Below are 22,769 nucleotides of genomic sequence, written 5' to 3' on the forward strand. Positions count from 1 at the left end.
CTAACGCCCTGCCGCCATCGCGGCCGCCTTGCCCGCGGCGGCGGAGAGGTCGAGGCGCGAATAGATCCCGAAGGCGGAGCCGTCGTCGAGGAAGCCGCCGCCGGGGCCGAGCGTCTCGGTGAGGATGGCGTTGGCCTCCGCGAGGCTCAGGGCAGGAAACGCCATGGTGAGCAGATATCCGGCCTCCGGCGCGGCGCGGCCGACATCTGGCCGCTCCGCCGCGCGGTCGGGATGCACCACGGGCAGGCCGTAGGTCTGCGTCGCGGCGACGAACGCCGCGTTGGCACCCGCATCCCGGAAGCGGCCGGTGTCGCTGGCGGCGCATTCGGCGATGGTGCCGCCGCAGGATTCCGCGAGCGCCGCGCGCAGCTCGTCGCGGGCAGCGCGCAGGGCCGCCGGGTAGTCGTCGATGGTGACGTGCTTCTCCGCGCCCTGGCCCTGCGTGGTCTCGTTGTGGACCGCCGGGTTGGAGCGGGTCGGCCCGACATAGGCGGGGTCGTTGGCGAGCAGATGCGCCAGCGCGTGCAGCGCCACCGCCCGGCCGCCGATCACGTCCATGGCGTAGTGCGCGCCGACGAGGACGCGGTCGTTGCCGTACTCGGCCGCCCGAGCCACCATCTGCCCGTAGCGCTCGGGCACGAGCAGCGCGAGCAGCACCGCCTCGGTGGTGCCGTAGGTGGTGTGGCCGCTGGGGTACGAGGGGCTGTCGACGAGGTTCTGGCCGGGCCCCCGCAGCCAGTCGAGGCTGTGCGAGGGGCGCCCGAAATAGTCCTCGCCCCGCCAGGCGGCGAGCGAGGCCAGGGTCTGGAAGGGCCGGGCGTTGCCGTAGGCGTCGCTGCCCGGCGTTCCGGCGGGGCGGCCGTAGGCGCGGCCGAACGGGTCCGTGACGCCCACGGCGAGGAGCGCGGCGGCCTCGGCCGAGACCGGCACCTTGCCGTTGGTGGTGGCGTTGGCGAAGAAGTACTTGCCGGCGTTCGAGTCCGACTTGGCGACGTCGTTTGTGTAGCCGATGAGATCGGCGAGCGCCGGGGACAGGCTCGTGAAGCTCTTGGGCTCGGTGTAGCGAGCCTTCGCCTGGTAGGCCTCGGCGAGGCGCGTGCCGAGGCCGTCGGCGAGCTGGGTCGCGTTGCCGTCGGTGATGAAGCAGTCCTTGAGCGCGAGCGCCCGCTGCTCGGGCAGCGGCAGCAGCAGCGGCTGGGCGAGCGTGCCGGCCTGGATGCCGCCGGTCACGGCGAGGTTGGCGTCGAGCGCCGCCCTCCCCTCCGCCGTCTCCGCGAGGCGCGCGATGGGCGAGAGCCCGCGCAGCGCCGCGAGATTCGGCGCCGACTGCGCCGCGGCCGCGACGGGCGAGAGCCCGAGGACCGCGGCGAATCCGAGCGTTGCGAGACTGCGCATGGAAAGGCTCTCCGGGCCGGGCGCCTCAGCAACGGGCTCGGGCCGCGCCTGTCAAGTCCGCCGCCGGCCCCAGGACGACCATCGCGGCGGCCTCCCGACTCGACCGCGGCGGCCTCGCGGGGCTAGTCTTCGCGTCATGTCGGACAACGTCATCCGCCCGGTCTTCGGGACGAAGCGACCGCCCGGTCCCGCGGCACCCGCCGCGGGACCGGAGCGGGCGTCGTCCTTCCGGCCCCTGCAGGTGTTCGGCGAGGCGGCGGGGCACCTCGTCGGGCTCGTCAGGGACGAGGCCGGCCCCGAGGGACCGGTGCTGCGGGTGGTGATCGGTCCGCTCTCCGGCGATTCGGTGGAGGCCGTCTCCGTCCATCCGGTGACGCCGGAGGGCGAGACCGATGCCGGGGCCGCGGGGATGGCGGTGCTGCGCGCCCTGGAAATCCTGGAGCGGGGCGGTCCGAGGATCGCCTGACCGGTTCCGTCAGCGGACCCCGGCCGCCGGGCCCGCGTCGGCCTCCTGCCGCAGGGCCTCGAGGAAGGCGCCCTCGATCAGCAGCGCCGAGCCGTAGTGGGACTCGATGTCGAAGGGGTTGCGCGAGTTCATGGAGAGCGAGGCGCTCTGCATGGCCACGAGCCGGCCCGACGCGTCGAACAGGCCCGAGCCGGAGCCGCCGTAGCCGTCGTTGCAATCGTGCCGGGCGCGCCGCGTCGCCCCCTCGGTCGGCGGGTCGATGCGCCGGATCGCGCAGGTCTCGAGGCTGCTCGGCCCCCGGTAGTTCTCGTGCCCGGCGGGCGAGACCATGGTGACGGGCACGCTCGCGTCCCCGGTCGGCAGGTCTGGCGCGGCGGGGAGTGGCTGGGGCGGCGCGTCGGCGGGCCCGGCGAGCCGCAGGATCGCCCAGTCGTCGGTGATGTGGAGCTGCGTCGCCCCGGGTTCGGTGCCGAGCCTCAGGCTGGCGGGGACAAAGTCGTAGTTCCGGCCGCCGATCTGGAAGTAGCAGTCCTCGACGCGGCGCGTCGTCTCGAGGCGGCGGCTGCGGAAGTTGTGCGCGTTGAGCGCGACCACGGAGGGCGACCCGATCAGCCAGGCCGCCGCGGCCTTCTGCGGCACCCCGTCCGCACGCCGGCACCAGAGCACGCCGGCCCCCTTGAAGCGGTCGAGATCGGCGCCGGTGAGGTCGCGCCGGCCGTCCCTGGGATAGAGGGCGCCCGTCGCGTCGACGTCGCGCGCGATGCCGGGCGCGGGGGCCATCGCGAGCAGCGCCGCGAGCGCCGCGCCGGCTCTCTCGCGCGATCCCGTCCGCCTGCGCCCGCGCGGCGCGTCCTGCTCCACCATCGGCCAAGCCCCGTCGCCGGCGCGGCGGTATGCCGCCTTGCCGGGAAACAGGGTCGTTCCGCCGGCCGGGCCGGTCAAGTGCGCCGACGGCGCAGCCGGGAGAACGTGCATCCTCCTTGCCTGATCATCCCATAGAAAAATATCGGATGCGCAGAAGACATCGTGGCGAAGTGATGGCTAGAAATACGAGGGAGAGGGAAGCTAATAAGTCTTTCATAAGGCAGAGATTTCTAAGTTAATACTTAGGGATTTCTCACATGCCCTCTGAGAAGGCTCGCTGACGTCCCAACCTCCGAAGGGAATAGCTGCATCAGGCACCGCGAGGCCGAAAGGCGCGGCGGTCAGGCGAGGAGACGCTAAGGATGAGCAGATTCGTAACATCGGTGTCGACGTTGGCGATCATGGCGCTCGCCCCGATCGGCATGGCGAGCATGGCTGCCGCCAACGACAAGCTCGTGGAGCTGTCCAAGAAGGACGAAAACTGGGTGATGCCCGGTAAGAACTACGACTCGAACAACTACAGCGAGCTGAAGCAGATCAACAAGTCGAACGTGAAGCAGCTCAAGGCGTCGTGGACCTTCTCCACCGGCCTGCTGAACGGTCACGAGGGTGCGCCGCTCGTCGTCGACGGTAAGATGTACATCCACACCTCGTTCCCGAACAACACCTTCGCGCTGGGCCTCGACGATCCGGGCCATATCCTCTGGCAGGACAAGCCCAAGCAGAACCCGGCCGCCCGCGCCGTCGCCTGCTGCGATCTCGTCAACCGCGGCCTCGCCTACTGGCCGGGCGACGGTAAGACCCCGTCGCTGATCCTCAAGACCCAGCTCGACGGCCACGTCGCGGCGCTCAACGCCGAGACCGGCGAGACCGTGTGGAAGGTCGAGAACTCCGACATCAAGGTCGGCTCGACGCTCACGATCGCCCCCTACGTCGTCAAGGACAAGGTCATCATCGGCTCGTCCGGCGCCGAGCTCGGCGTGCGCGGCTACCTCACCGCCTACGACGTGAAGACCGGCGCCCAGGTCTGGCGCGCCTACGCCACGGGTCCGGATTCCGACCTGCTGCTGGCCTCCGACTTCAACATCAAGAACGCCCATTACGGCCAGAAGGGCCTCGGCACGGCGACCTGGGAGGGCGACGCCTGGAAGATCGGCGGCGGCACGAACTGGGGCTGGTACGCCTACGATCCCGGCACGAACCTGATCTACTTCGGCACCGGCAACCCGGCGCCGTGGAACGAGACCATGCGTCCGGGCGACAACAAGTGGACCATGACCATCTTCGGCCGAGACGCCGACACCGGCGAGGCCAAGTTCGGCTACCAGAAGACGCCCCACGACGAGTGGGACTACGCCGGCGTCAACGTGATGATGCTCTCCGACCAGAAGGACAAGGACGGGAAGCCGAGGAAGCTCCTCACCCATCCGGACCGCAACGGCATCGTCTACACCCTCGACCGCACCGACGGCACGCTGGTCTCGGCCAACAAGCTCGACGACACCGTCAACGTGTTCAAGTCGGTCGACCTGAAGTCGGGCCTGCCGGTCCGCGATCCGGAGTACGGCACCCGGATGGACCACCTCGCCAAGGACATCTGCCCCTCGGCGATGGGCTACCACAACCAGGGCCACGACTCGTACGATCCGAAGCGTGAGCTCTTCTTCATGGGCATCAACCACATCTGCATGGATTGGGAGCCCTTCATGCTGCCCTACCGGGCGGGTCAGTTCTTCGTGGGCGCCACGCTGAACATGTATCCGGGCCCCAAGGGCGACCGGCAGAACTACGAGGGCCTCGGCCAGATCAAGGCGTACAACGCCGTGACCGGCGAGTATAAGTGGGACAAGATGGAGCGTTTCGCCGTGTGGGGCGGGACGATGGCCACCGCCGGCGACCTGGTGTTCTACGGGACGCTCGACGGCTACCTGAAGGCCCGCGACTCCGACACGGGCGATCTTCTCTGGAAGTTCAAGCTGCCGTCGGGCGCCATCGGCTACCCGATGACCTACTCCCACAAGGGCACGCAGTACGTCGCCATCTACTACGGCGTCGGCGGCTGGCCGGGCGTGGGCCTGGTGTTCGACCTCCAGGATCCGACCGCCGGTCTCGGCGCGGTCGGCGCCTTCAAGAAGCTCGCCAACTACACCCAGATGGGCGGCGGCGTGATGGTCTTCTCCCTCGACGGGAAGGGCCCCTACGACGATCCGAACGTCGGCGAGTACGAGAAGCGCGCCTCCCGCTGAGGCGGCCCGACGATCGGGAGCCCCGCCGCCCAGGCGGCGGTGCTCCCCTCTCCGAAGAGCACCCGAAACGACGTCCCGCGAGAGCGCCGGAGCCCGAGGGCTCCCCGGGCACGCCAGCCCGCAGGCGCCGAACGATCCCCCCGGAGGAAGCGATCCCCATGCCGTTCGTGACCGGACGACGCCGCACCGCCGCGGCCCTCGCGGCTCTCGCCTGCCTGTGGGCGCCGGCCGCCCTCGCCCAGGAGCCCGCCAGGGAAGCGGCCAAGGCCGTCCCCGAAACCCCCTCCGACCCCTCGGTCCTGCGCATCTGCGCCGCCGAGCAGCCGCCGCTCTCGATGAAGGACGGCTCGGGCCTCGAGAACAGGGTCGCCGCCGCCGTCGCCGAGGCGATGGGCCGCAAGCCCCAGTTCGTCTGGATCGGGAAGCCCGCGATCTACCTCGTCCGCGACGGCCTCGAGAAGAAGATCTGCGACGTGGTGGTCGGGCTCGATTCCGACGATCCGCGCGTGCTCGTCTCGAAGCCCTACTACCGCAGCGGCTACGTCTTCATCACCCGCGCCGACCGCGACCTCGACGTGAGGTCCTGGGCCGACCCGCGCCTCAAGCAGGTCGACCACATGGTCGTCGGCTTCGGCACCCCCGGCGAGGCCATGCTCAAGGACATCGGCCGCTACGAGGAGGACATGGCCTACCTCTACTCGCTGGTGAACTTCCGGGCGCCGCGCAACCAGTACACCCAGATCGACCCCGCGCGGATGGTCAGCGAGGTCGTCAACGGCAAGGCCGACGTCGCCGTGGCCTTCGCCCCCGACGTCGCCCGCTACGTGAAGGACGCTTCGACGCCGCTGCGCGTCACGCCGGTGCCGGACGACACCGTGCGCAGCGACGGCCGCAGGCTGCCCCAGAGCTTCGACCAGGCCATGGGCCTGCGCCGCGACGACACCGCCCTCAAGACCCAGATCGACGCGGCGCTCGTCAAGGCGAAGCCGCGCATCGACGAGATCCTGAAGCAGGAAGGCGTGCCGGTCCTGCCGGTCTCGAACTGACCCTCTCACCAGAGCGGCGATCCGCGCCGCTCCGCCGGAGGCCGCCTCGCCGCGGCTCCGGGACCAGGCACCAGGAGCAAGAACACAGGTCCGACGTCATGAGTCTCAAGAAGATCGGCATCCGGGCGGCGATCGCCCTTGCCGCGGGCACCGCCGCGCTGGCCGCCCTGGCTCAGCCCACGAGCGGGCCTCAGACCGGGATCGTCCTGCGCAACACGGTCACGGGCGAAACGCTCGACGTCTCGCAGGGCAAGGAGGGCGGCCGGGACACCGAGGCCGTGAAGACCTTCCTCCAGACCGGCAAGAATCTCTACATCGACGACAAGTCCTGCCTCCGGAACGGCGAGAGCCTGTTCGCGACCTCCTGCTCGGGCTGTCACGGCCACCTCGCGGAGGGCAAGCTCGGACCGGGCCTCAACGACAACTACTGGACCTATCCCTCCAACACCGAGGACACCGGCCTCTTTGCGACCATCTGGGGCGGCGCCAACGGCATGATGGGCCCGCACAGCGAGAGCCTGACCCCTGACGAGACGCTGCAGATCATCGCCTGGATCCGGCACCTCTACACAGGCCCGGTGCAGGACGCCGTCTGGCTCAACGACGAGCAGAAGAAGAATTACAAGCCCTACAAGCAGGGCGAGGTCTTTCCCAAGGACGCCAAGGGCCGGTGCAAGCCGCTGGAGGAATGAGCCTTCGGGAGAAGCGCATCGCGCCCGAAGGGTGCGGTCAAGGGGCGAGACAACCGCCCGAGTCTTGCAAGGAGATGGAGGAAACCATGCGGATGTTCATCGTCGCCGCCGCGCTCGCCGCCGGCGCCCTCGTCGCGGGCCCGGCTTCGGCCTACGACGGCACCAAGTGCAAGGCGCCCGGCAACTGCTGGGAGCCGAAGCCCGGCTTCCCCGAGAAGATCGCCGGCTCCAAGTACGATCCCAAGCACGATCCCAAGGAGCTCAACAAGCAGTCCGAGTCCATCAAGCAGATGGAAGAGCGCAACAGGCAGCGCGTCGAGAACTTCAAGAAGACCGGCAAGTTCGAATACGACATCACCAAGATCTCCTCGAAGTAACGTCCGCCACCCGGTCCGGCGCGCCGCCTCCGGGCGCGCGCCGGTCTCGCGAAGGCTACAGGCATGAGCACCCCTCGTCCCGGCGACAAGATGCTGACCGACTGGCGCGAGGCCGCCCTCCGCTTCGAGGCGGAGGTCGCCAAGGCGGTGGTCGGCCAGGAGCGGGTCATCCGCCTCGTGACCCTCGCCGTCTTCGGCCGGGGCCACGTCATGCTCGAGGGCGATGTCGGCGTCGGCAAGACGACGCTGCTCCGGGCGGTGGCCCGCGCCCTCGGGGGCGCCTACGAGCGCGTCGAGGGCACGGTCGACATGATGCCGACCGACCTCATCTACCACACCTACCTCGCCGAGGACGGCCGGCCCCGCGTCGAGCCGGGCCCCGTCCTGCGGGAGTCCGAAGACCTCTCGGTCTTCTTCTTCAACGAGATCAACCGGGCGCGCCCGCAGGTCCACGCCCTGCTCCTGCGCCTGATGGCCGAGCGCAGCGTCCAGGCCTTCAACCGGGAGTACCGGTTCCCGAATCTCCAGGTCTTCGCCGACCGCAACCGGGTCGAGCGCGAGGAGACCTTCGAGCTGCCGGCCGCCGCCCGCGATCGCTTCCTCATGGAGATCGGGATGGAGGCGCCGCGGGAGCCCGAGGCCCGGCGCGCCCTCGTCTTCGATCCGCGCTTCCACGACACCGACCGGCTGATCGAGGAGGTCGCGCCGGGTGTCCTCGACCATGCCCGCATCGGCAGCATCGCGGGCGCCATCCAGCACGCGATCTCGGCCGCGCCGGAGATCGAGGCCTACGTCGTCGCCCTCTGGGAGGCGCTGCTGCGCCCGGCCGCCGCCGGCATCCGCCTTCCGGGCATCGACATGGAGGCCCTCGTGCAGGGCGGCGCCTCGCCCCGCGGCGTCGCCTTCCTGGTGCGGGCGGCGCGGGTGCGCGCCTGGCTCGAGGGCCGCGAGTGGCTGGTGCCCGAGGACGTGCGCGCGGTCTTCCCCGAGGTGATGGCGCACCGCGTCTTCCTGGAGCCCGTCCACGAGATGCGCCGCGCGCAGATCGTGCCGGAGCTGTGCCGGGCCGTGTTCGAGACGGTGCCGACCCCGTGACGGCCGAGGGCGGCGGCGAGATCGTCTACCTCCCACGCTGGCGGCCCGGCGGCAGCCGGGTCGGGGTGCATCGCGGGAGGGATGCCGGCGGCACCGGCACCTTCCGCGATCAGGTGCCGTTTCTGCGCCTGCCGGACGCGCGGCGCATCGACCTGCGCGCCTCGCTCCACGACCCTTTCGAGGGCCTCCAGGTCCGCCGCTTCGAGGCGCGCACCGCGCTGGAATGCTGGGTGATCCTCGACCTTTCCGCCTCCATGCGCTTTCGCGGCGCCGGCGACCGGATGCGGCTCGCGGGCCAGCTCTGCGAGGGGCTCGCCGGGGCCGCGACCCGGATCGGCGACGCCTTCGGCCTGATGGGCTGCGACGAGAGGTTGCGCGAGGATCTGTTCCTGCCCGCCACCCGCCGCCGCGCCGCGGCGCTCGCCGTGGCGGGACGGGTGGCGGAGGTTCCGGCCGAAGGGCGCGGCGCCGGAGGCGTGCTGGAGGCGGCCCGCCTCCTCGCGGGCCGCCCGAAGCTCGTGTTCCTCGTCTCCGATTTCCGCTGGCCGGACACGCTGATCGAGGAGGCCTTCCGGGCGCTGGCGCTCCACGACGTGGTGCCGGTGCTGCTCGCCGACAGCGCCGAGGCCGAAGGCCTGCCCGCCTGGGGCCTCGTGGAGCTCGACGACCTCGAAGGGGCCGGCCGACGCCTCGTGTTCCTGCGCCCGTCGCTGCGCCGCCGCTGGATCGAGCGGGAGGCCGAGCGCGTCGCCGCGCTGCGCCGCCGGGCCGCCCCCTACGCCCGCTCGCCCTTCCGCCTCGCCGACCGCTTCGACGCGGACGCGCTGAGCCGCCACATAATGACGACGTGATGCGCGGCCGCCGCCTCATCGCCGCTCTTCTCCTGGCCCTGCTGGCGCCGGGACTCGCCTGGGCGCAGGTGCGCTTCGTCGAGGTCCGCGCGCCCCGCGCCTTCGGCTACTTCCTCGGCGATCTCGTCGAGACGCAGGTCGACATCCTGGCCGATCCCGGCTTCCGGGTGCAGCGGGCCTCGCTGCCGAGCCCCGGCCCCGTGACCTACTGGCTGGATCTGCGCGAGGTCGCCGTCGAGGAGGCGAACGTCGGGGGCGCCGCCCGCACCCGCCTGCGCCTCACCTACCAGAACTTCTACGCCGCCCTCGACGCCCGCAGCCTGGAGGTGCCGGGCTTCACCGTGACGCTCGCCAGCGACACCCGGGGTGGCGTCACCACGACCAAGGCCCAGGTGCCGGGCTGGAGCCTCGGCGTCTCACCCCTGCGGGAGGTGCAGCCGGCCAAGCGCGACGACCCCGCCGACTACCTGCGGCCCGACGGGCGCGTCGCCCGGCTCGATCCGACGCCGGCCCTCGCGACGGCGCTGGCCTTCCTCAGCCTCGCCCTCGTCGCGCTGCTGCTGCTGGCCCGCGACCGGGCCTGGTGGCTCTTCGCGAAGCGCCCCGCTCGGCCCTTCTCGGCGGCGCTCCGGGGGCTGAAAGCGGTCCGCGGTCGCGGCGACGACGAGGGCTACCGGCAGACGCTGCTCGCCCTCCATCGCGGCCTCGACGGCACGGACGGGCGCCGGGTGCTCGCCGACGACCTGCCGGGCTTCCTCGACCGCCACCCGGCCTTCCGGGCGCAGGGAGAGGCGCTCGCCCGCTTCTTTTCCGCCTCCCGCCGGGCCTTCTTCGGCCGTCAGACCGCCGCGGCGCGGGAGTCTTGGCCCTTCGCCGAGGCCGAGGCGACGCTCCGCCGCCTCGCCGCCGCCGAGCGGACGGCCTGATCCGATGGGTGCGCTCTCAGGCCTCCCCGGTGGTCCCTACGGCTTCACCCTGCCCTGGGTGCTGTGGCTGCTGCCGCTCGCCCTGCTGCCGCTCCGCCTCAAGGTGAGCCGGCGGACCGGCCTGCCCTCCCTCGACGCCGCCCCGGCGGACGGGCTCTCCCGGGCGATCGGCCTCGGCCTGACGCTCGCTGGCATCATCGGCCTCGCCGGCTTGATCCTGGCGCTCGCCGGGCCCTATCGCGGCGGCGAGCGCGTCACCCGCATCGGCATCGGCGCCCAGGTCTCGATGCTGATCGACCGGTCGGGGAGCATGAACGAGACCTTCGCCGGGCGGCAGCCCTCGGGCGAGGAGGAGTCGAAGGCCGCCGCGTCCCGCCGCATCCTGCGCGACTTCGTCGGCAACCGTGCCCACGACCAGTTCGCCGTCACCGCCTTCTCCACGGCGCCGATGCTGGTGGTGCCGATGACCGACCGGCAGGACGCCGTGCGCGCGGCCATCGCCGCCATCGACCGGCCGGGGCTCGACTACACCAACGTCGCCCGCGGGCTCGGCATGGGGCTCTCGCAGTTCGGAGCCGAGCGACCCGGCGTGTCGCGGGTGCTGCTCCTCGTCTCGGACGGGGCGGCGGTGATCGATCCGCGCATCCAGGGCCAGCTCCGCGCCGCCTTCGCCAAGCTGAGGCCGAACCTCTACTGGCTGTTCCTGCGCACCAAGGGCTCGCCCTCGATCCAGGACAAGCCCGTCGGCGAGGACACGCCCCAGGCCGCTCCCGAGCGCCATCTCGACCTGTTCTTCAAGAGCCTCGGCGTGCCCTACCGGGTCTTCGAGGCGGAGGGCGCCGAGGCGGTCGCCTACGCCGTGCAGCAGATCGAGGCGCTCGAGCGCGACCCGATCCCCTACACCGAGGTGCGGCTCCGCAAGGACCTCTCGGCTCTCGCCTACGCGCTCGCGGCCCTCGGGCTCCTCGTCCTGACGCTGGGCAAGCTCGCGGAGGCGGATTTCTCGCTTCGTCCCGTGTCGGCTTCGCCCGCGCGTGAGACGCCCGCCGGCGTCGACGCCCGGCCGCGCGCGTCGGACAGGCGGGCCGCATGAGACGCGCCGCGTTCGCCGCTCCCGCCCCCGTGGCCCTGCGCAGCCGCCTCTCGGGCGCGCTCGCCGGCGCTTGGCGGCGCGCCCGTCCGCAGGTGCTGCTCGCCCTGCCGATCGTGCTCGTCGCGGTCGCCCTCGCCTTCGGTGTCTCCGCCTGGCGCGCGAGCCGGGTCAACGAGACCATGGCCGCCCTCGACGCTGGCCGCGATGTCGCCGTCTCGGCGGAGGCCGACCCGGCGCTGCTGCTCGCCCGGGTGCGCTTCCTCGCGACCCGCTCCCGCCAGGACGAGGCGGAGCCGCTGGTCGAGGCCCTAGAGCGGCGCGGCGCCGTCCGCGAGACCGGGCGCGCCCGGGCCATGGTCGCCAACGCCCGGATGCGGCTCGCCTTCGATCTCCTCTCCCGCAGCGACCTCGACCGGGCGGGGCCGCAGGTGACGCTCGCCCGCCAGGACTACCGCCGCGCACTGGAGGCCCGGCCCGACGACTGGGATGCCAAGTTCAACCTCGACGTGGCCTCGCGCCTGATCCGCGACTATCCCGAGTTCGACCGCAAGAGCGGCGACGAGCTGAAGGCCGAGCCGAAGCAGATCTGGACCGACATCCCCGGCCAGCCGAGGGGCGGCCCGTGAGCGTGCCGTTCCCTCTCGCCCGCAACCTGCGCGCGCCCCGGACGCTGGCGCTGCTCGGCGCCCTCTTGCTCTGCCTCGCCGCGCTCCTGGCCCGGCCGATCCCACTCCAGCGCCAGGGCGTCGCCCTGCTCGCGGTCGTCGACATCACCGGCAGCATGAACGTGCGCGACTACACGCTCGACGGTGCACCCGCGAGCCGCCTCGACGTCGCCAAGCTGGCGCTCCGCCGGCTCGTGGCCGAGCTGCCCTGCGGCTCGCGCTTCGCCCTGGGGCTGTTCACGGACCGGCGGCCCTTCCTGCTCTTCGCGCCCATCGAGGTCTGCGCCGACTTCGCGCCCCTCGACGGGGCCCTGGCCGCGCTCGACTGGCGCATGGCCTGGGAGGGCGACAGCCACGTGTCGGCGGGGCTCATCCGCTCCATCGAGCTCGCCGCCGAGATCAGCACGGACCTCCTGTTCCTCTCGGACGGGCAGGAGACGCCGCCTCTCCCCGCCGGCCAGACGCCCGCCTTCGACGGCAAGCCGGGCGCCGTGCGCGGGCTGATCGTGGGGGCCGGCGGCTACGGGCTCTCGCCGATCCCGAAATACAACGACCGGGGCCGCGAGGCCGGCTTCCTCGGCGAGAGCGACGTCCAGCAGGAGAACCGCTTCGGCCCGCCGCCCGCCGACGCGGAATCGCGCGAGGGCTACAACCCCCGCAACGCGCCCTTCGGCGGCGCCGCGGCCAAGGGCACCGAGCACCTCTCCTCCGTGCGCGAGCCGCATCTGAGGGCGCTCGCCGCCGCCACCGGCCTCGCCTACAGCCATCTCGACGGTCCGGACGGGCTCGCCGCTCCGCTCACCGCCGCCGCGACCCCGCGGCCGGTCCCGGGCTCCCTCGATCCGCGCCCGTTCCTCGGCGGCCTCGCTCTCCTCCTCGCCCTCGGCGCGTACCTCGCCGCGCCCCTGCGCTCCCTCGGGCGCCGCCGCCCCGCCCGATCCCGGCGCGCGGCCGTGCCAACCCTCAGCACCAGGACATCGTGATGCGCTCGACCCTGACCGCCCTCGCCTTCTCGCTCGCGGCTACTGCCGCCGCGACGGTCGCCCTGGCCCACGGGCCGACGCCGCAGAAGGTCGACCAGTCGGTCACCGTCGCCGCGCCCCCGGACGCGGTCTGGAAGGTGGTCGGCGACTTCGGCGGGATCGGGAAGTGGCACCCGGACGTCGCCGGGGTCGAGGCCTCGGGCGGTAACGCCTCCGGCGGCACCCGCAAGGTGACGCTCAAGTCCGGCGGCACCCTCGTCGAGGGGCTCGACGAGTGGAAGGGCGACGCGCGCACCTATTCCTACCGGATGTCCGATCCGGACCTGAAGGCGCTGCCGGTCTCCTCCTACTCCGCCACGATCACGGTCAGCCCCGACGGCGCAGGCAGCAAGGTCTCCTGGCAGGGCCGCTTCTACCGGGGCGACACCGGCAACGAGCCGGAGGAGGCCCTGAGCGACGAGGCCGGCCGGACGGCGATGAACAGGTACTTCTCCAACGGACTGAAGGGCCTCAAGGCCGCCGTCGAGGGAGGCAGGTAGCGCCGATGCGTCGCGCCGCCGCCCTGCTCCTCGCGGCGAGCCTCGCCGGCGTCCCGGCGCGGGCGGCGACGGTCTACGTCGCGAGCCAGGGCGGGGCGCAGGTCGCGGCGATCGACGCTGGAAGCGGCACCCTCAGCGCGAAGGTGGCGTTGCCCCCGAACCCGGCGGTGGTGGCGGCCGGCGGCGGGGTCGTCTGCGCGAGCCATCCGGACGGGCGCTCGATCAGCGTGCTCGAAGGCGGCGTGAGCGGGGCTGAGCCCCGCCGCATCCCCGTTCCCGGCCAGGCCTTCGGCCTCGCGGTGAGCCGGGACGGGCGCACGCTCTATGTCGGCGACTGGTCGGGCGCGCGCGTTCTCAGCGTCGAGGCCGCCACCGGCTCGGTGCGGGGTGAGGCGGGGGTGGGCCGCGACCCGGCCAACCTCGTGCTCGGGCCGGACGGGCGGCTCTACGTCGCCGACCGGGAGAGCCGGCAGGTGAGCGTCCTCGACGCTGCCCGGATGGAGAGGATCGGCACCGTGCCGGTCGGCGAAGGCCCCTTCGCCCTCGGGCTTTCGCCGGACGGGCGGCGCCTCTACGTCGCGAACGTGCGCAGCGACGATCTCAGCGTAATCGACACCGCCACCCTGAAGGCGCTGGCCCGGGTGCCCGTCGGCCCCTCGCCCTACGGCGTGGCCGTCACCGCGGACGGCGCCCGCGTGCTCGTCACCAACCAGTATGCCGGCACCGTCTCGGTGGTCGATACGGCCGCTCTCGAGGTCGTCGCGACGGTGAAGGTCGGCGGCTATCCGGAGGGGATCGCGGTGGCGGGCGGGCGCGCCTACGTGGCGAACTGGTTCAGCGACGACGTCTCCGTGATCGACCTCGCATCCTTGCGCGAGACGGGACGCATCCCCGTCGCCGAGGGTCCGCGCAGCCTCGCCGTGGCGGAGGATCGACCGTGAGGGCCGCAGCCGTCCTCTGCCTCGTGCTGGCGCTCGCCGCCTGCGGCCGCGACGACGAGGGCGAGAAGCGCGCCGGGGGCGAGGGCTCGGTCGTCGCCACGACCTCGGAGACCGATCTCCCGGCCTGGCTCAACCCGACGGACGGCACCGATCCGGCCCGGTGGCTCGCCGGCCGCGAGGCGGGCCATGCCCTGCCGGCGGACGATCCGGCCGCGCGGGCGATGGCCGCTTCCCTGAAGACCGCGCAGGAGGGCTTCATCGAGGACCAGCGCATGATGGCCAACCGCACGGTGCAGCTCGGCCAGATGCTCGGCGAGATCGGCCGGCAGGAGCCCTACACCGCGCTCCTCGACGGGTTCGGCGCCATCGCGGCCCGGCGCGGGCGGCACAAGAGCCTCTACGGCGAGATGTGCCAGCACTACTTCAACGCCCGCGCGCAAGGCGCCGACCATGCCGCCGCGCTGGCCCGGCTCGGCGAGAAGAACACCCCGGAGGCGCGGCCATGACCGCCGGCGCGGGCCGGGACGTTCAGGCCATGGGTCCGGGGCAGCTCCTGATCGTCGATGACCACCCGGTGGTGCTCCAGGGCTTCCGCCAGCTCGCCGAGGCCGCCGGCATCGCGGTGCTGCACGAGGCGCGGGACGTGGTCTCCGGCTACCGCAGCTTCCACAAGCACCGCCCCGGGCTCGTCGTCACCGATCTCGGCTTCGGCGACGACGGTCTCTCGGGCCTGTCGCTGATCCGGCGGGTGCGGGCGCTGGAGCCGGCGACGCGCATCCTCGCCTTCAGCATGCACGACGACCCCGTGATCGTCTCGCGGGCCCTGGAGAGCGGGGCGCTCGGCTACGTGCTCAAGGATGCCCGCGGGCCCGATTTCGTCGAGGCGCTGACGCGGGTGCGGGCGGGCGAGGTCTATCTCGACCACCGGCTCGCCACCGAGGTCGCGATGCTCAACGCCGGCGCCCGGCCGGCGCCGCTCGCGCGGCTCAACGCCCGCGAACTGCAGATCCTGTCGCTCCTGAGCCGCGGGCGGTCCTATGATTCCATCGCCGACAGCCTGAGCCTGAGCTACCGGACCGTGGTCAACGCCGGCTCAAGCATGCGGCGCAAGCTCGGCGCGGGCAGCCTCGCCGAGCTCATCCAGATCGCGCTCGCCCACGACGACGTGTCGTCGTGAGCCTCCGCCTCATGCCGCCCGCGTCAGGGCGGGGGCCGGCGTCTCGACGACCTCGTCGGTATGGACCTCGAAGAGCCGGAGCGGGGCCGGGCCGAAGCTCGTGGTGAGCGCGCAGTCGGTGGCGTCGCGCCCGCGCGCCATGGGGATGCGGCCGATCCGCGGCTCGTTGTGCCGGGCGTCGAAGGCGTACCAGCGCCCGTCGAGATAGACCTCGAACCAAGCCGAGAAGTCCATCGGGTCGGGCAGCGGCGCGATGCCGATGTCGCCGAGATAGCCCGTGCAGTAGCGCGCCGGGATGTTCATGCAGCGGCACAGCGCGATCGAGAGATGCGCGAAGTCCCGGCAGACGCCGACCCGCTGCTCGTGGGCCTCGAAGGCGGAGCGGGTGGCGTCGGCCTGCTGGTAGTCGAAGCGCAGCCGCCGGTGCACGTAGTCGACGATGGCCTGGACGCGGGCCCAGCCCTCCGGGGTGCCCCCGAACTGCGACCAGGCGAGGCCGGAGAGCTTGTCGGTGTCGCAGTAGCGGCTGCCCATGAGGAAGACGAGCACGTCGTCGGGCAGCGCCTCCACCGGGAACTGCCGGGCCTGCGGCACCACGGGGTCGTGCAGGCCGGAATCGCGGATCAGGAAATCGGCGGACATCGTGATGCCGCCGGCCGGCGCCACGATGCGCGTGCAGCGGTTGCCGAACCCGTCGATGTGATGGTGCGCCTCCACCGGCGGGTCGAAGGCGATGATCTCCGGCGTCGCGAGGTCCGCTTCCCGTGAGGGGTGGACACTCAGTAGCAGGTTCATCGGCGTCGGCCGGACCGTGTCCAGGGCAATCGTGTATCCGGTTCGAATGATCATGGTCTCGTGTCCGCGCCGCACCCTATTCGGATCAGAACAGCCACGGTGAAGCTCCGTTCCCGCGGAAACGGCGCAACGGACGGCAAGCAATGCTCAAATGTTCGGCACTCTTGGGCGGCGGCACGCATCCATGACTCGATGAATGCGCGGGTCGGGATCGCCTTGAGCCTGCGGAACGCCCAGCGGGAGCGCGGCCTCTCGCAGGAGGAACTCGCGCATCCGGCTCAGGTCCACCAGACCTATCTCAGCGGCGTCGATCGCGGGAAGCGCAGCCCGACAATCGCCGCCCTCGACCGGATCGCATCCGTCCTCGAGATGGACATCGAGCAACTCGTCAGACGGCGCTCAGCCTAAAAGCGAGGTGGATCCGTTGCAGGGCTATGCTAGGCCTCACCACAAGGCATAACTCGCTACTTGCGATTAATTGCACAACATCTGGTAGTGGTGCTATTTCGGTGGGGCCACCTCGCCGATCCGCTGTCGGCATCAATCCGCCGAGGCACCCGCATCCTCTCGGCTGGCCTCGCGTAACCCCGCACATCATCTCGTCCGGCAACGGCCGCTGTCTGAGACTAGTTTCTTGATAGCTATCCACCCTCAGCAGGACAGCCGAACAGGGCTCTGGCCACCTTGAACGGCTCGACGGGCTTCTCGCAATGCGGGACGCCGCTGAACGGCGCGGGAACGTGCTGAGCGTCGTACCCGGTGGCGAAGACGAACGGGATGCCCCGGACCTGCAGGGCTTGCGCGACGGGATAGGCCATCTCGCCGCGCAGGTTGATGTCGAGCACCGCCGCGTCGATCTCGGGCGAGAGTTCCAGGAGATGAAGCGCTTCCTCAACCGAAGCGGCCGGGCCGAGCACCTGCGCGCCCGCGCTCTCGAAATCGGACCGCATCTCGTCGGCGATGAAGTACTCGTCCTCGACGACCAGGATCCGCCGGCCTGTCAGGTTGGCCGTTCCCATCGCTATCGTGCCTCCGCACCCCGCTTGTCCAGCGGCAGGTCGAGGACACAACGCAGACGCGCGTCCTCCAGTTCGAAGCTTGTTCGAGCCCCCAACGCGTAAGGCAGCGCCCGCTCGATCAGCTCGCGCCCATACCCGCCGGACTTTTTGGCCGAGCCATGCTCCTCGCGGGGGCGCTCGATGCCCTCCTCGACCCATTCCAGGATGAGGCGGCGGCCCTCGTCCTCCTCGACGGTCCATGTCACGAAGAGCTGCCCGTGCGCAGCCGCGAGTGCCCCGTACTTGCGGGCGTTGGTGGCCAGCTCGTGGATCGCCAGCGCCAGGGTCTGGACGGTCGAGTTTCGCAATGTCACCTCGGGCCCGTCGACCTGGATGCGCTCGGCCATGCCGCCGGCACCCAACGCATCGAGCTCCGAGCGCACCAGGCCGCCGAGCGTGATCCGCTCCTGGCCCGAGCGGGAGAGCAGGCCCTGGACGCGCGAGAGTGCGGCGAGGCGCTCGTTGAAGGCGGTCCGGAACTCCTCCAGGCCATCGCTGGCGTCCATCGTCTGGCGCGCGATGGAGCGGACGACGGCGATCAGGTTGCGGGTCCGGTGCTGCAGCTCGGCGACCATGACCTGCTGGCGTTCCTGGAGCTTGCGCAGGTCGTCGATGTCCGTCGAGGTGCCGAGCCACTCCAGCAGGCGCCCTTGATCGTCGCGCAACGCCGTCGCCCGCGTCTGGAACCAGCGATAGCGCCCCTCCGGCGCGTGGCAGATGCGGCCCTCCATCTCCAGGCGGCCGGTGCTCTGCGCGTCCTGCCAGAACGCGACCGCCGTCTCGCGGTCGTCGGGATGGAGGGCCTTGAGCCAGCCCGTGCCGCGGCTCTCCTCCTCGGACAGGCCGGTGTAGGCGATCCATTGCGGGCTGGCCCAGGTCCAGTGCCCGCCGTCCACCGCCCGCCAGACGAGCTGCGGCACGCCCTCGATCAGGGCCCGCTGCCGCACCTCGCTGGCGCGCAGCGCCGCCTCCGCCTGGAGGCGCGCCGTTACGTCGACGAAGGTCACCACGACGCCGGCGATGTAGTTGTCGACGCTGCGGTAGGGCAGCACGCGGACCATGTAGCGGGCCCCGGTCTCCGCGTTCTCGACCTCGCGCTCCGCCGGCGCCAGGGTGCGCAGCACCCGTCGCGCGTCCTCGGCCAGCTCGTCGTAGGAGACGCGGGCCTTGATGTGGCCGATGGGCCGGCCCTCGTCGGACCCGATCAGGTGGAAGATCTCGGCGGCGGCCGGTGTGAAGCTCACCACCTTGAGGTCGTTGTCGAGGAACACGGTCGCGATCTGCGTGCTTTCGATGAGGTTCTTCAGATCGCTGTTGGCCCGCGCAAGCTCGTGGACGCGGTGGCCGAGCTCGCCGTTGACCGTCGTCAGCTCCTCGTTGATCGACTGCAGCTCCTCCTTGGAGGTCTGAAGCTCCTCGTTGGCCGCCTGCAGCTCTTCGTTGAGGGCCTGATACTCCTCGTTCGAGGCCTTCAGCTCCTCGTTGGTGGTCTCGAGTTCCTCGTTGGTCGCCTGGAGCTTGTCGCGGGTGCTGCGCAGCTCGGCCTCGAGCCGCTGCGTGCGCTCGTGCCGGTCAGAGGGGCCGACAAGTCCGCTCTCCGATGGCAGCCGGGCGCCGTCGCGGAAAAGAACGAAGAAGCCGCCGGGCTGCCCCCCCGCGGCCTGGATCGGCTCGACGACGAGGTCGACGGCGAGGCTGTGGCCGTTCTGGCCGACGCGCAGGCCGTCGACCTGCACCGTTGATCCGCCCTCGGCGGCCTTCGCCAGCGCCGAGCGGACCGAGGTCCGCATGTCCGGATGCGCGAGCTGAAGCAGGTTGAGGCTCGCCGCGCCGCCGGCCGGATCGATGAACCGCCCCGTGCGCCCCGAGAAGTGCAGGACGTTGTAGTCCTCGTCGATGATCACGTAGGCCGGGGCGAAACGCTCGGCGAAACGCTCGGCCCGGCGCGTCAGCCCGGTGGCCATGATGAGCGGGCTTGTGGCGCCGACGCTCGGCGTGCCCGAAGGATTCGGGATGGCGGTGGTCAGGGGAAAGTTCGGAAGGACGCGCTGGCTGGTCTCGAGGCGGCGGAAGATGCGCGAGCGTCCGCCGATCGAGGCGAAGAGCTTGGTGTGCCGCGAGGCGTTCTCCGAGTTGCCGAGAAACAGGATGCCGTTCGGCTTGAGCGCGAAGTGCAGGAGCGGCATGACCTGATCCTGCAGGTCGGTGTCGAGGTAGATCAGCAGGTTGCGGCACGATACGAGGTCGATCCGCGAGAAGGGCGCGTCCTTGATGATCGAGTGCTGCGAGAAGATGCACATCTCCCGCAGTTCCTTGACGACGCAGTAGGTGTTGCCCTCGCGCACGAACCAGCGGGCCAGGCGTTCGGGCGAGAGGTCGCCGGCGATGCCCTCCGGGTAGCGGGCGGCGCGCGCCGCCGCGAGGGCGCGGCCGTCGAGGTCGGTGGCGAAGATCTGGATCTGCGGCACCACGTCGAGGGTGGCCATGTGCTCGCGCAGGAGGATCCCGAGGGAGTAGGCCTCCTCGCCCGTCGAGCAGCCGATGACCCAGATCCGCACCTGATCGCCCCGACCCTTCCCGGAGAAGAGCGTCGGAAGCACCTCCCGCTCGAGCCGCGTGAACTCCTCGGGATCGCGGAAGAAGCTCGTGACGCCGATCAGCAGGTCGTTGAAGAGCTGCTGCGCTTCCTCGGACCTGCTGCGCAGGATCTCGAGATAGGCCTGAACGTCCTCCGTCTGCACGACGTGCATGCGACGCTGGATGCGCCGGATGAAGGTGCCCGGCTTGTAGCCGTGGAAGTCGTGGCCCGTGCGGTTGCGCAGGGTCGCCGAGATCGGAGCGAGGACGGCCGAGATGTCGTTCTCGGTGATACGGGCAGACCGCCCGGTCTCGCGGCCGGTGATGCCGGCCACATAGGCCTCGATCCGCTCGGCCAGCTCCTCGACGGTGAGGATCGCGTCCGCGAGCGCGGCCGGGTCGTGACTGGTGGCCAGCTCGCCGCTCCGGCTCTCCGCCGTCGCCTCGGCGAGTGCGAGTCCTCCAGCCTCCTTGATGGCCTTGAGGCCGAGGGTGCCGTCGCTCGCCGTGCCCGAGAGGATGACGGCGAGGCTGCGGGTGTTCTCGTTCTTGGCCAGCGAGATCAGGAAGCTGTCGATCGTGCCGCGCTCTCCCACGCTCTGCTGCGCCGTCTCCTGCCGAAAGCGACCCGCCTCGATCGACAGGATGATGTTGGCGTCGGGCAGGTAGAGGTGCCCGGGCTCGGCCGGCTCGCCCTCGGTGATCGGCGTCAGCGCGTGGCCAGCCTCCCGCAGCGCCAGACCGAAGTGACGCTCGTCGAGAGCCTCGCGATGCTGGAGGACGATGATGACGGCGGCCTCGCCGTTGGCCGGAAGGAGTCGGAGAAGCGCTTCGAGGGAGCGCGTGCTCGCACCGGAGGCGCAGAGGGCGACGATGGCCGCGGCGCTGCCGTGGTCGTCCTGGCCCGGCTTCTTTGCCACTCTCGTTCTCCGCCGATCCCTTGCGCCGCGTGATCGCCGTCCCTGGACCGTCCCGCTAGTCCTCCTTATCCTCCACGGGCGCCTTCGGCGCTATGGAGCGGAGCACCGCGCGGCGGAGGGTGTCGGCGTACTCCCGGTACTCCATGGCCCGCGCGTCGTACATCTCCGCCACGGCGCGGCGGCCGCTGTGGCGGCCGTCCTCGGCCATGCGATGCACGAGCTCGGCGCGCTCCTCGATGATGCGCAGCGCGACGCGGATCGCCTCGTCGACCCGGCTCTCCTGCTCGGAGGCGAGGACGTCGGCGGTGAAGGCGTGACCGACCTGGCAGCGGAAGCGGAGCGGCTCGCCGACCTTGACGCGGGACAGGACGCCGCCGCAGCTCGGGCAGGTGAGCGCCGCGGGCTGCGCGAAGCGGCTCAGGACCGCCGTGTTGATCCGGCCGCCGGCGGCGATGTCGATCTCGAGGGAGAGCTCGGGCGGAACCGGGACCTGCGCGCCGGGGCGCTCGTGCGCGAGGTCGACGAGGGTCGGGCCGATCTTGGCTCCCGGAACGCAGAGGTCGACCATCGTCGCCTCCATCGCGCGCCGCGGCATGTCGGGGGAGGCGGCGTCGGCAGGGTCCTGGACCAGCGTGAAGCCGCCGCAGCGCTGGACCGCGTTGAGGCCCGCCGCCCCGTCGGAGAGAAGGCCGCTCAGGATCACGCCGATGACCCGCGGCCCGTGATTCACCGCCGCGGCGCGGAACAGGGGATCGATGGCGGGACGCGTCAGGTTCTCGCGCGGACCGTGCCCCAGCACGATCTGACGGTCGTGGATGAGAAGGTGGTGGTCGGGGGCGGCGGTGTAGATGCGGCCCGGCTCGATGGCCATGCCGTCCTCCGCCTGACGCACGGGCAGCGCGCTTCCGCTTCCGGCCAGGGTCGCGACGATCCCCGAGCCCTGGCTGGGCATGTGCAGGACGACGAGGACCGCGGCCGGCAGGTCCGCCGGCAGGCTCCCGAGGATGGCGCGCAGGGGCGGGAGCGAGCCGGCCGAGCCGCCGATCACGATGATGTCCCGGTTGCTCATGAATAGGTGTTACCGTCCAGGCCGTTGCGGGGCAAACAGCAACGCCGCGATGCTTGTTCCGGCTACAGACTTAGGCACAGTTGATATGGCAATATGGAGCGGAACGGGACATATGTGTCATGGCGAACTTGGCGACCATTGACCTCGAACGGGCTGAGCCAAGGTGCTGCGGGAAACGAAATTCACATAGGTTATTGCATCGAATTCACTGCCGATGTCGACAAGCGGGCCAATGACCAGCCCGTTTGTGCAGAAGCTGCGCCATGGCGCGTGCCTGACCGAAGAGGACGCTCTGCTCCTCGACCAGCTGGCGCGGCCCGTTCATGTCGCGCAAGCGCACCATGACATCCTGATGGAGGGCGATCCGCCCCATACCCTGACCCTGATCCTCGAGGGCTGGGCCTGCCGCTACAAGCAACTCGACGACGGCCGTCGCCAGATCATTGCCCTGTTCCTGCCGGGCGATCTCTGCGAGCCCTACGGCATCCTGCCCCACTTCATGGATCACTCGCTAGGCGCCATCACCGCCATTCGCTACGCGCGCATACGGCCGGACGAGATGCGCGCGCTGGCCCGCGCCAACGCCCGTATCGAGGAGGCGCTCTGGTGGGACATGCTCCTCCAGAGCGCGATGCAGCACGAGCAGACCGTGAGCTTCGGCCGTCGCCTCGCGGCGGAGCGTCTGGCCCACTTCATCTGCGAGCTTCGTCTGCGCCTCGCCCTCGTTGGCCTTGCGGACGAGACCGGCTTCGAGCTGCCGCTGATCCAGAGCCAGCTCGCCGACGCGATGGGCCTCACGGCCGTACACATCAACCGGACGCTCATGGAATTGCGCGCGGCCGGGCTCATCGAGCTGCAGCGCAAGCAGCTCACGATCCGCGACCCTGAAGCACTGCGCAACCTCGCCGTCTTCGATCCTGTCTACTTCCACCTGGATCAGCGTAAGGATTGCAACGGCTGAACGCCGTTCGCTCGCAGCGGTTGGAGGGATGTG

The 22,769-nt window shown here is 71.1% G+C and carries 23 protein-coding genes; 17 read left to right on the forward strand and 6 right to left on the reverse strand.

Going from position 1 to position 22,769, the window contains the following annotated elements; translation table 11 throughout:
* Positions 1 to 1,395: a phosphatase PAP2 family protein gene (locus MFF04_RS07020; RefSeq protein WP_238274714.1), complete on the reverse strand. Its 1,395-nt coding sequence runs from the start codon at positions 1,393 to 1,395 to the stop codon at positions 1 to 3.
* Between the two features lie 136 nt (positions 1,396 to 1,531).
* Here MFF04_RS07020 and MFF04_RS07025 point away from each other — a divergent pair, with 136 nt between their 5' ends.
* Entirely contained in the window at positions 1,532 to 1,861 is a 330-nt protein-coding gene (locus tag MFF04_RS07025) for a hypothetical protein (RefSeq protein ID WP_238274715.1), read from the forward strand.
* A 9-nt stretch (positions 1,862 to 1,870) separates the two neighbouring features.
* Here the strand turns inward: MFF04_RS07025 and MFF04_RS07030 are convergent, their stop codons facing one another.
* The gene (locus MFF04_RS07030; protein WP_238274769.1) at positions 1,871 to 2,641 is read right to left on the reverse strand and encodes a trypsin-like peptidase domain-containing protein; all 771 of its coding nucleotides are present in this window, start codon (positions 2,639 to 2,641) and stop codon (positions 1,871 to 1,873) included.
* A gap of 446 nt (positions 2,642 to 3,087) precedes the next feature.
* On the opposite strand from MFF04_RS07030, the gene MFF04_RS07035 reads away from it, so the two are divergent.
* The 14 genes from MFF04_RS07035 (at position 3,088) to MFF04_RS07100 (ending at position 15,356) form a co-directional block, all read left to right on the forward strand.
* Positions 3,088 to 4,971: a methanol/ethanol family PQQ-dependent dehydrogenase gene (locus tag MFF04_RS07035; protein ID WP_238274716.1), complete on the forward strand. Its 1,884-nt coding sequence runs from the start codon at positions 3,088 to 3,090 to the stop codon at positions 4,969 to 4,971.
* A gap of 158 nt (positions 4,972 to 5,129) precedes the next feature.
* On the forward strand, positions 5,130 to 6,017 hold the full coding sequence (moxJ, locus tag MFF04_RS07040; protein ID WP_238274717.1) for a methanol oxidation system protein MoxJ: 888 nt from the start codon (positions 5,130 to 5,132) through the stop codon (positions 6,015 to 6,017).
* A 98-nt stretch (positions 6,018 to 6,115) separates the two neighbouring features.
* Entirely contained in the window at positions 6,116 to 6,709 is a 594-nt protein-coding gene (moxG, locus tag MFF04_RS07045) for a cytochrome c(L), periplasmic (RefSeq protein WP_238274718.1), read from the forward strand.
* 86 nt (positions 6,710 to 6,795) lie between these two features.
* The gene (locus tag MFF04_RS07050; protein ID WP_238274719.1) at positions 6,796 to 7,086 is read left to right on the forward strand and encodes a methanol dehydrogenase [cytochrome c] subunit; all 291 of its coding nucleotides are present in this window, start codon (positions 6,796 to 6,798) and stop codon (positions 7,084 to 7,086) included.
* Between the two features lie 63 nt (positions 7,087 to 7,149).
* On the forward strand, positions 7,150 to 8,181 hold the full coding sequence (locus MFF04_RS07055; protein WP_238274720.1) for an AAA family ATPase: 1,032 nt from the start codon (positions 7,150 to 7,152) through the stop codon (positions 8,179 to 8,181).
* A complete protein-coding gene (locus MFF04_RS07060) occupies positions 8,178 to 9,032 on the forward strand; it encodes a DUF58 domain-containing protein (protein ID WP_238274721.1) in 855 nt (284 codons plus the stop codon). Before MFF04_RS07055 ends, MFF04_RS07060 begins: the two co-directional genes overlap by 4 nt.
* Positions 9,032 to 9,958 carry a nonribosomal peptide synthetase MxaA gene (locus MFF04_RS07065; RefSeq protein WP_238274722.1) on the forward strand — a complete coding sequence of 309 codons (927 nt, stop codon included), beginning with the start codon at positions 9,032 to 9,034 and terminating at the stop codon, positions 9,956 to 9,958. The genes MFF04_RS07060 and MFF04_RS07065 overlap by 1 nt, the downstream gene beginning before the upstream one ends.
* Before the next feature lie 4 nt (positions 9,959 to 9,962).
* Positions 9,963 to 11,051 carry a vWA domain-containing protein gene (locus MFF04_RS07070; RefSeq protein WP_238274723.1) on the forward strand — a complete coding sequence of 363 codons (1,089 nt, stop codon included), beginning with the start codon at positions 9,963 to 9,965 and terminating at the stop codon, positions 11,049 to 11,051.
* The gene (locus MFF04_RS07075) at positions 11,048 to 11,677 is read left to right on the forward strand and encodes an MxaK protein (RefSeq protein WP_238274724.1); all 630 of its coding nucleotides are present in this window, start codon (positions 11,048 to 11,050) and stop codon (positions 11,675 to 11,677) included. The genes MFF04_RS07070 and MFF04_RS07075 overlap by 4 nt, the downstream gene beginning before the upstream one ends.
* Positions 11,674 to 12,699 carry a vWA domain-containing protein gene (locus tag MFF04_RS07080; protein ID WP_238274725.1) on the forward strand — a complete coding sequence of 342 codons (1,026 nt, stop codon included), beginning with the start codon at positions 11,674 to 11,676 and terminating at the stop codon, positions 12,697 to 12,699. Before MFF04_RS07075 ends, MFF04_RS07080 begins: the two co-directional genes overlap by 4 nt.
* Complete coding sequence (locus MFF04_RS07085) at positions 12,699 to 13,238, forward strand: SRPBCC family protein (protein ID WP_238274726.1); 540 nt, start codon at positions 12,699 to 12,701, stop codon at positions 13,236 to 13,238. Before MFF04_RS07080 ends, MFF04_RS07085 begins: the two co-directional genes overlap by 1 nt.
* A gap of 5 nt (positions 13,239 to 13,243) precedes the next feature.
* The gene (locus MFF04_RS07090) at positions 13,244 to 14,179 is read left to right on the forward strand and encodes a YncE family protein (RefSeq protein WP_238274727.1); all 936 of its coding nucleotides are present in this window, start codon (positions 13,244 to 13,246) and stop codon (positions 14,177 to 14,179) included.
* Positions 14,176 to 14,685 carry an MxaH protein gene (locus tag MFF04_RS07095; protein ID WP_238274728.1) on the forward strand — a complete coding sequence of 170 codons (510 nt, stop codon included), beginning with the start codon at positions 14,176 to 14,178 and terminating at the stop codon, positions 14,683 to 14,685. Before MFF04_RS07090 ends, MFF04_RS07095 begins: the two co-directional genes overlap by 4 nt.
* Positions 14,682 to 15,356, forward strand: a complete 675-nt coding sequence (locus tag MFF04_RS07100; protein ID WP_238274729.1) for a response regulator transcription factor — start codon at positions 14,682 to 14,684, stop codon at positions 15,354 to 15,356. The genes MFF04_RS07095 and MFF04_RS07100 overlap by 4 nt, the downstream gene beginning before the upstream one ends.
* Positions 15,357 to 15,365: 9 nt before the next feature.
* On the opposite strand, the gene MFF04_RS07105 is transcribed toward MFF04_RS07100, so the two are convergent.
* The gene (locus tag MFF04_RS07105; protein ID WP_238274730.1) at positions 15,366 to 16,205 is read right to left on the reverse strand and encodes a transglutaminase-like domain-containing protein; all 840 of its coding nucleotides are present in this window, start codon (positions 16,203 to 16,205) and stop codon (positions 15,366 to 15,368) included.
* 162 nt (positions 16,206 to 16,367) lie between these two features.
* Between MFF04_RS07105 and MFF04_RS07110 the strand changes: the two genes are divergently transcribed.
* On the forward strand, positions 16,368 to 16,559 hold the full coding sequence (locus tag MFF04_RS07110; RefSeq protein WP_238274731.1) for a helix-turn-helix domain-containing protein: 192 nt from the start codon (positions 16,368 to 16,370) through the stop codon (positions 16,557 to 16,559).
* Positions 16,560 to 16,792: 233 nt separating this feature from the next.
* On the opposite strand, the gene MFF04_RS07115 is transcribed toward MFF04_RS07110, so the two are convergent.
* From MFF04_RS07115 to MFF04_RS07125, 3 genes are read right to left on the reverse strand one after another with little or no spacing between them, the layout of a single operon-like run.
* Entirely contained in the window at positions 16,793 to 17,170 is a 378-nt protein-coding gene (locus tag MFF04_RS07115; protein WP_238274732.1) for a response regulator, read from the reverse strand.
* Between the two features lie 2 nt (positions 17,171 to 17,172).
* Positions 17,173 to 20,706, reverse strand: a complete 3,534-nt coding sequence (locus MFF04_RS07120; RefSeq protein WP_238274733.1) for a CheR family methyltransferase — start codon at positions 20,704 to 20,706, stop codon at positions 17,173 to 17,175.
* Between the two features lie 55 nt (positions 20,707 to 20,761).
* Positions 20,762 to 21,775, reverse strand: coding sequence for a chemotaxis protein CheB (locus MFF04_RS07125; protein ID WP_238274734.1), 1,014 nt, complete (start codon positions 21,773 to 21,775; stop codon positions 20,762 to 20,764).
* Between the two features lie 232 nt (positions 21,776 to 22,007).
* Here MFF04_RS07125 and MFF04_RS07130 point away from each other — a divergent pair, with 232 nt between their 5' ends.
* Positions 22,008 to 22,736 (forward strand): Crp/Fnr family transcriptional regulator, encoded by a 729-nt coding sequence (locus tag MFF04_RS07130; RefSeq protein WP_238274735.1) that lies wholly within the window; start codon positions 22,008 to 22,010, stop codon positions 22,734 to 22,736.
* The last annotated feature ends 33 nt before the right edge of the window (positions 22,737 to 22,769 follow it).

It is taken from the genome of Methylobacterium jeotgali (genome assembly GCF_022179345.1).
In the GTDB taxonomy this organism is placed as follows: Bacteria; Pseudomonadota; Alphaproteobacteria; order Rhizobiales; family Beijerinckiaceae; genus Methylobacterium; species Methylobacterium jeotgali.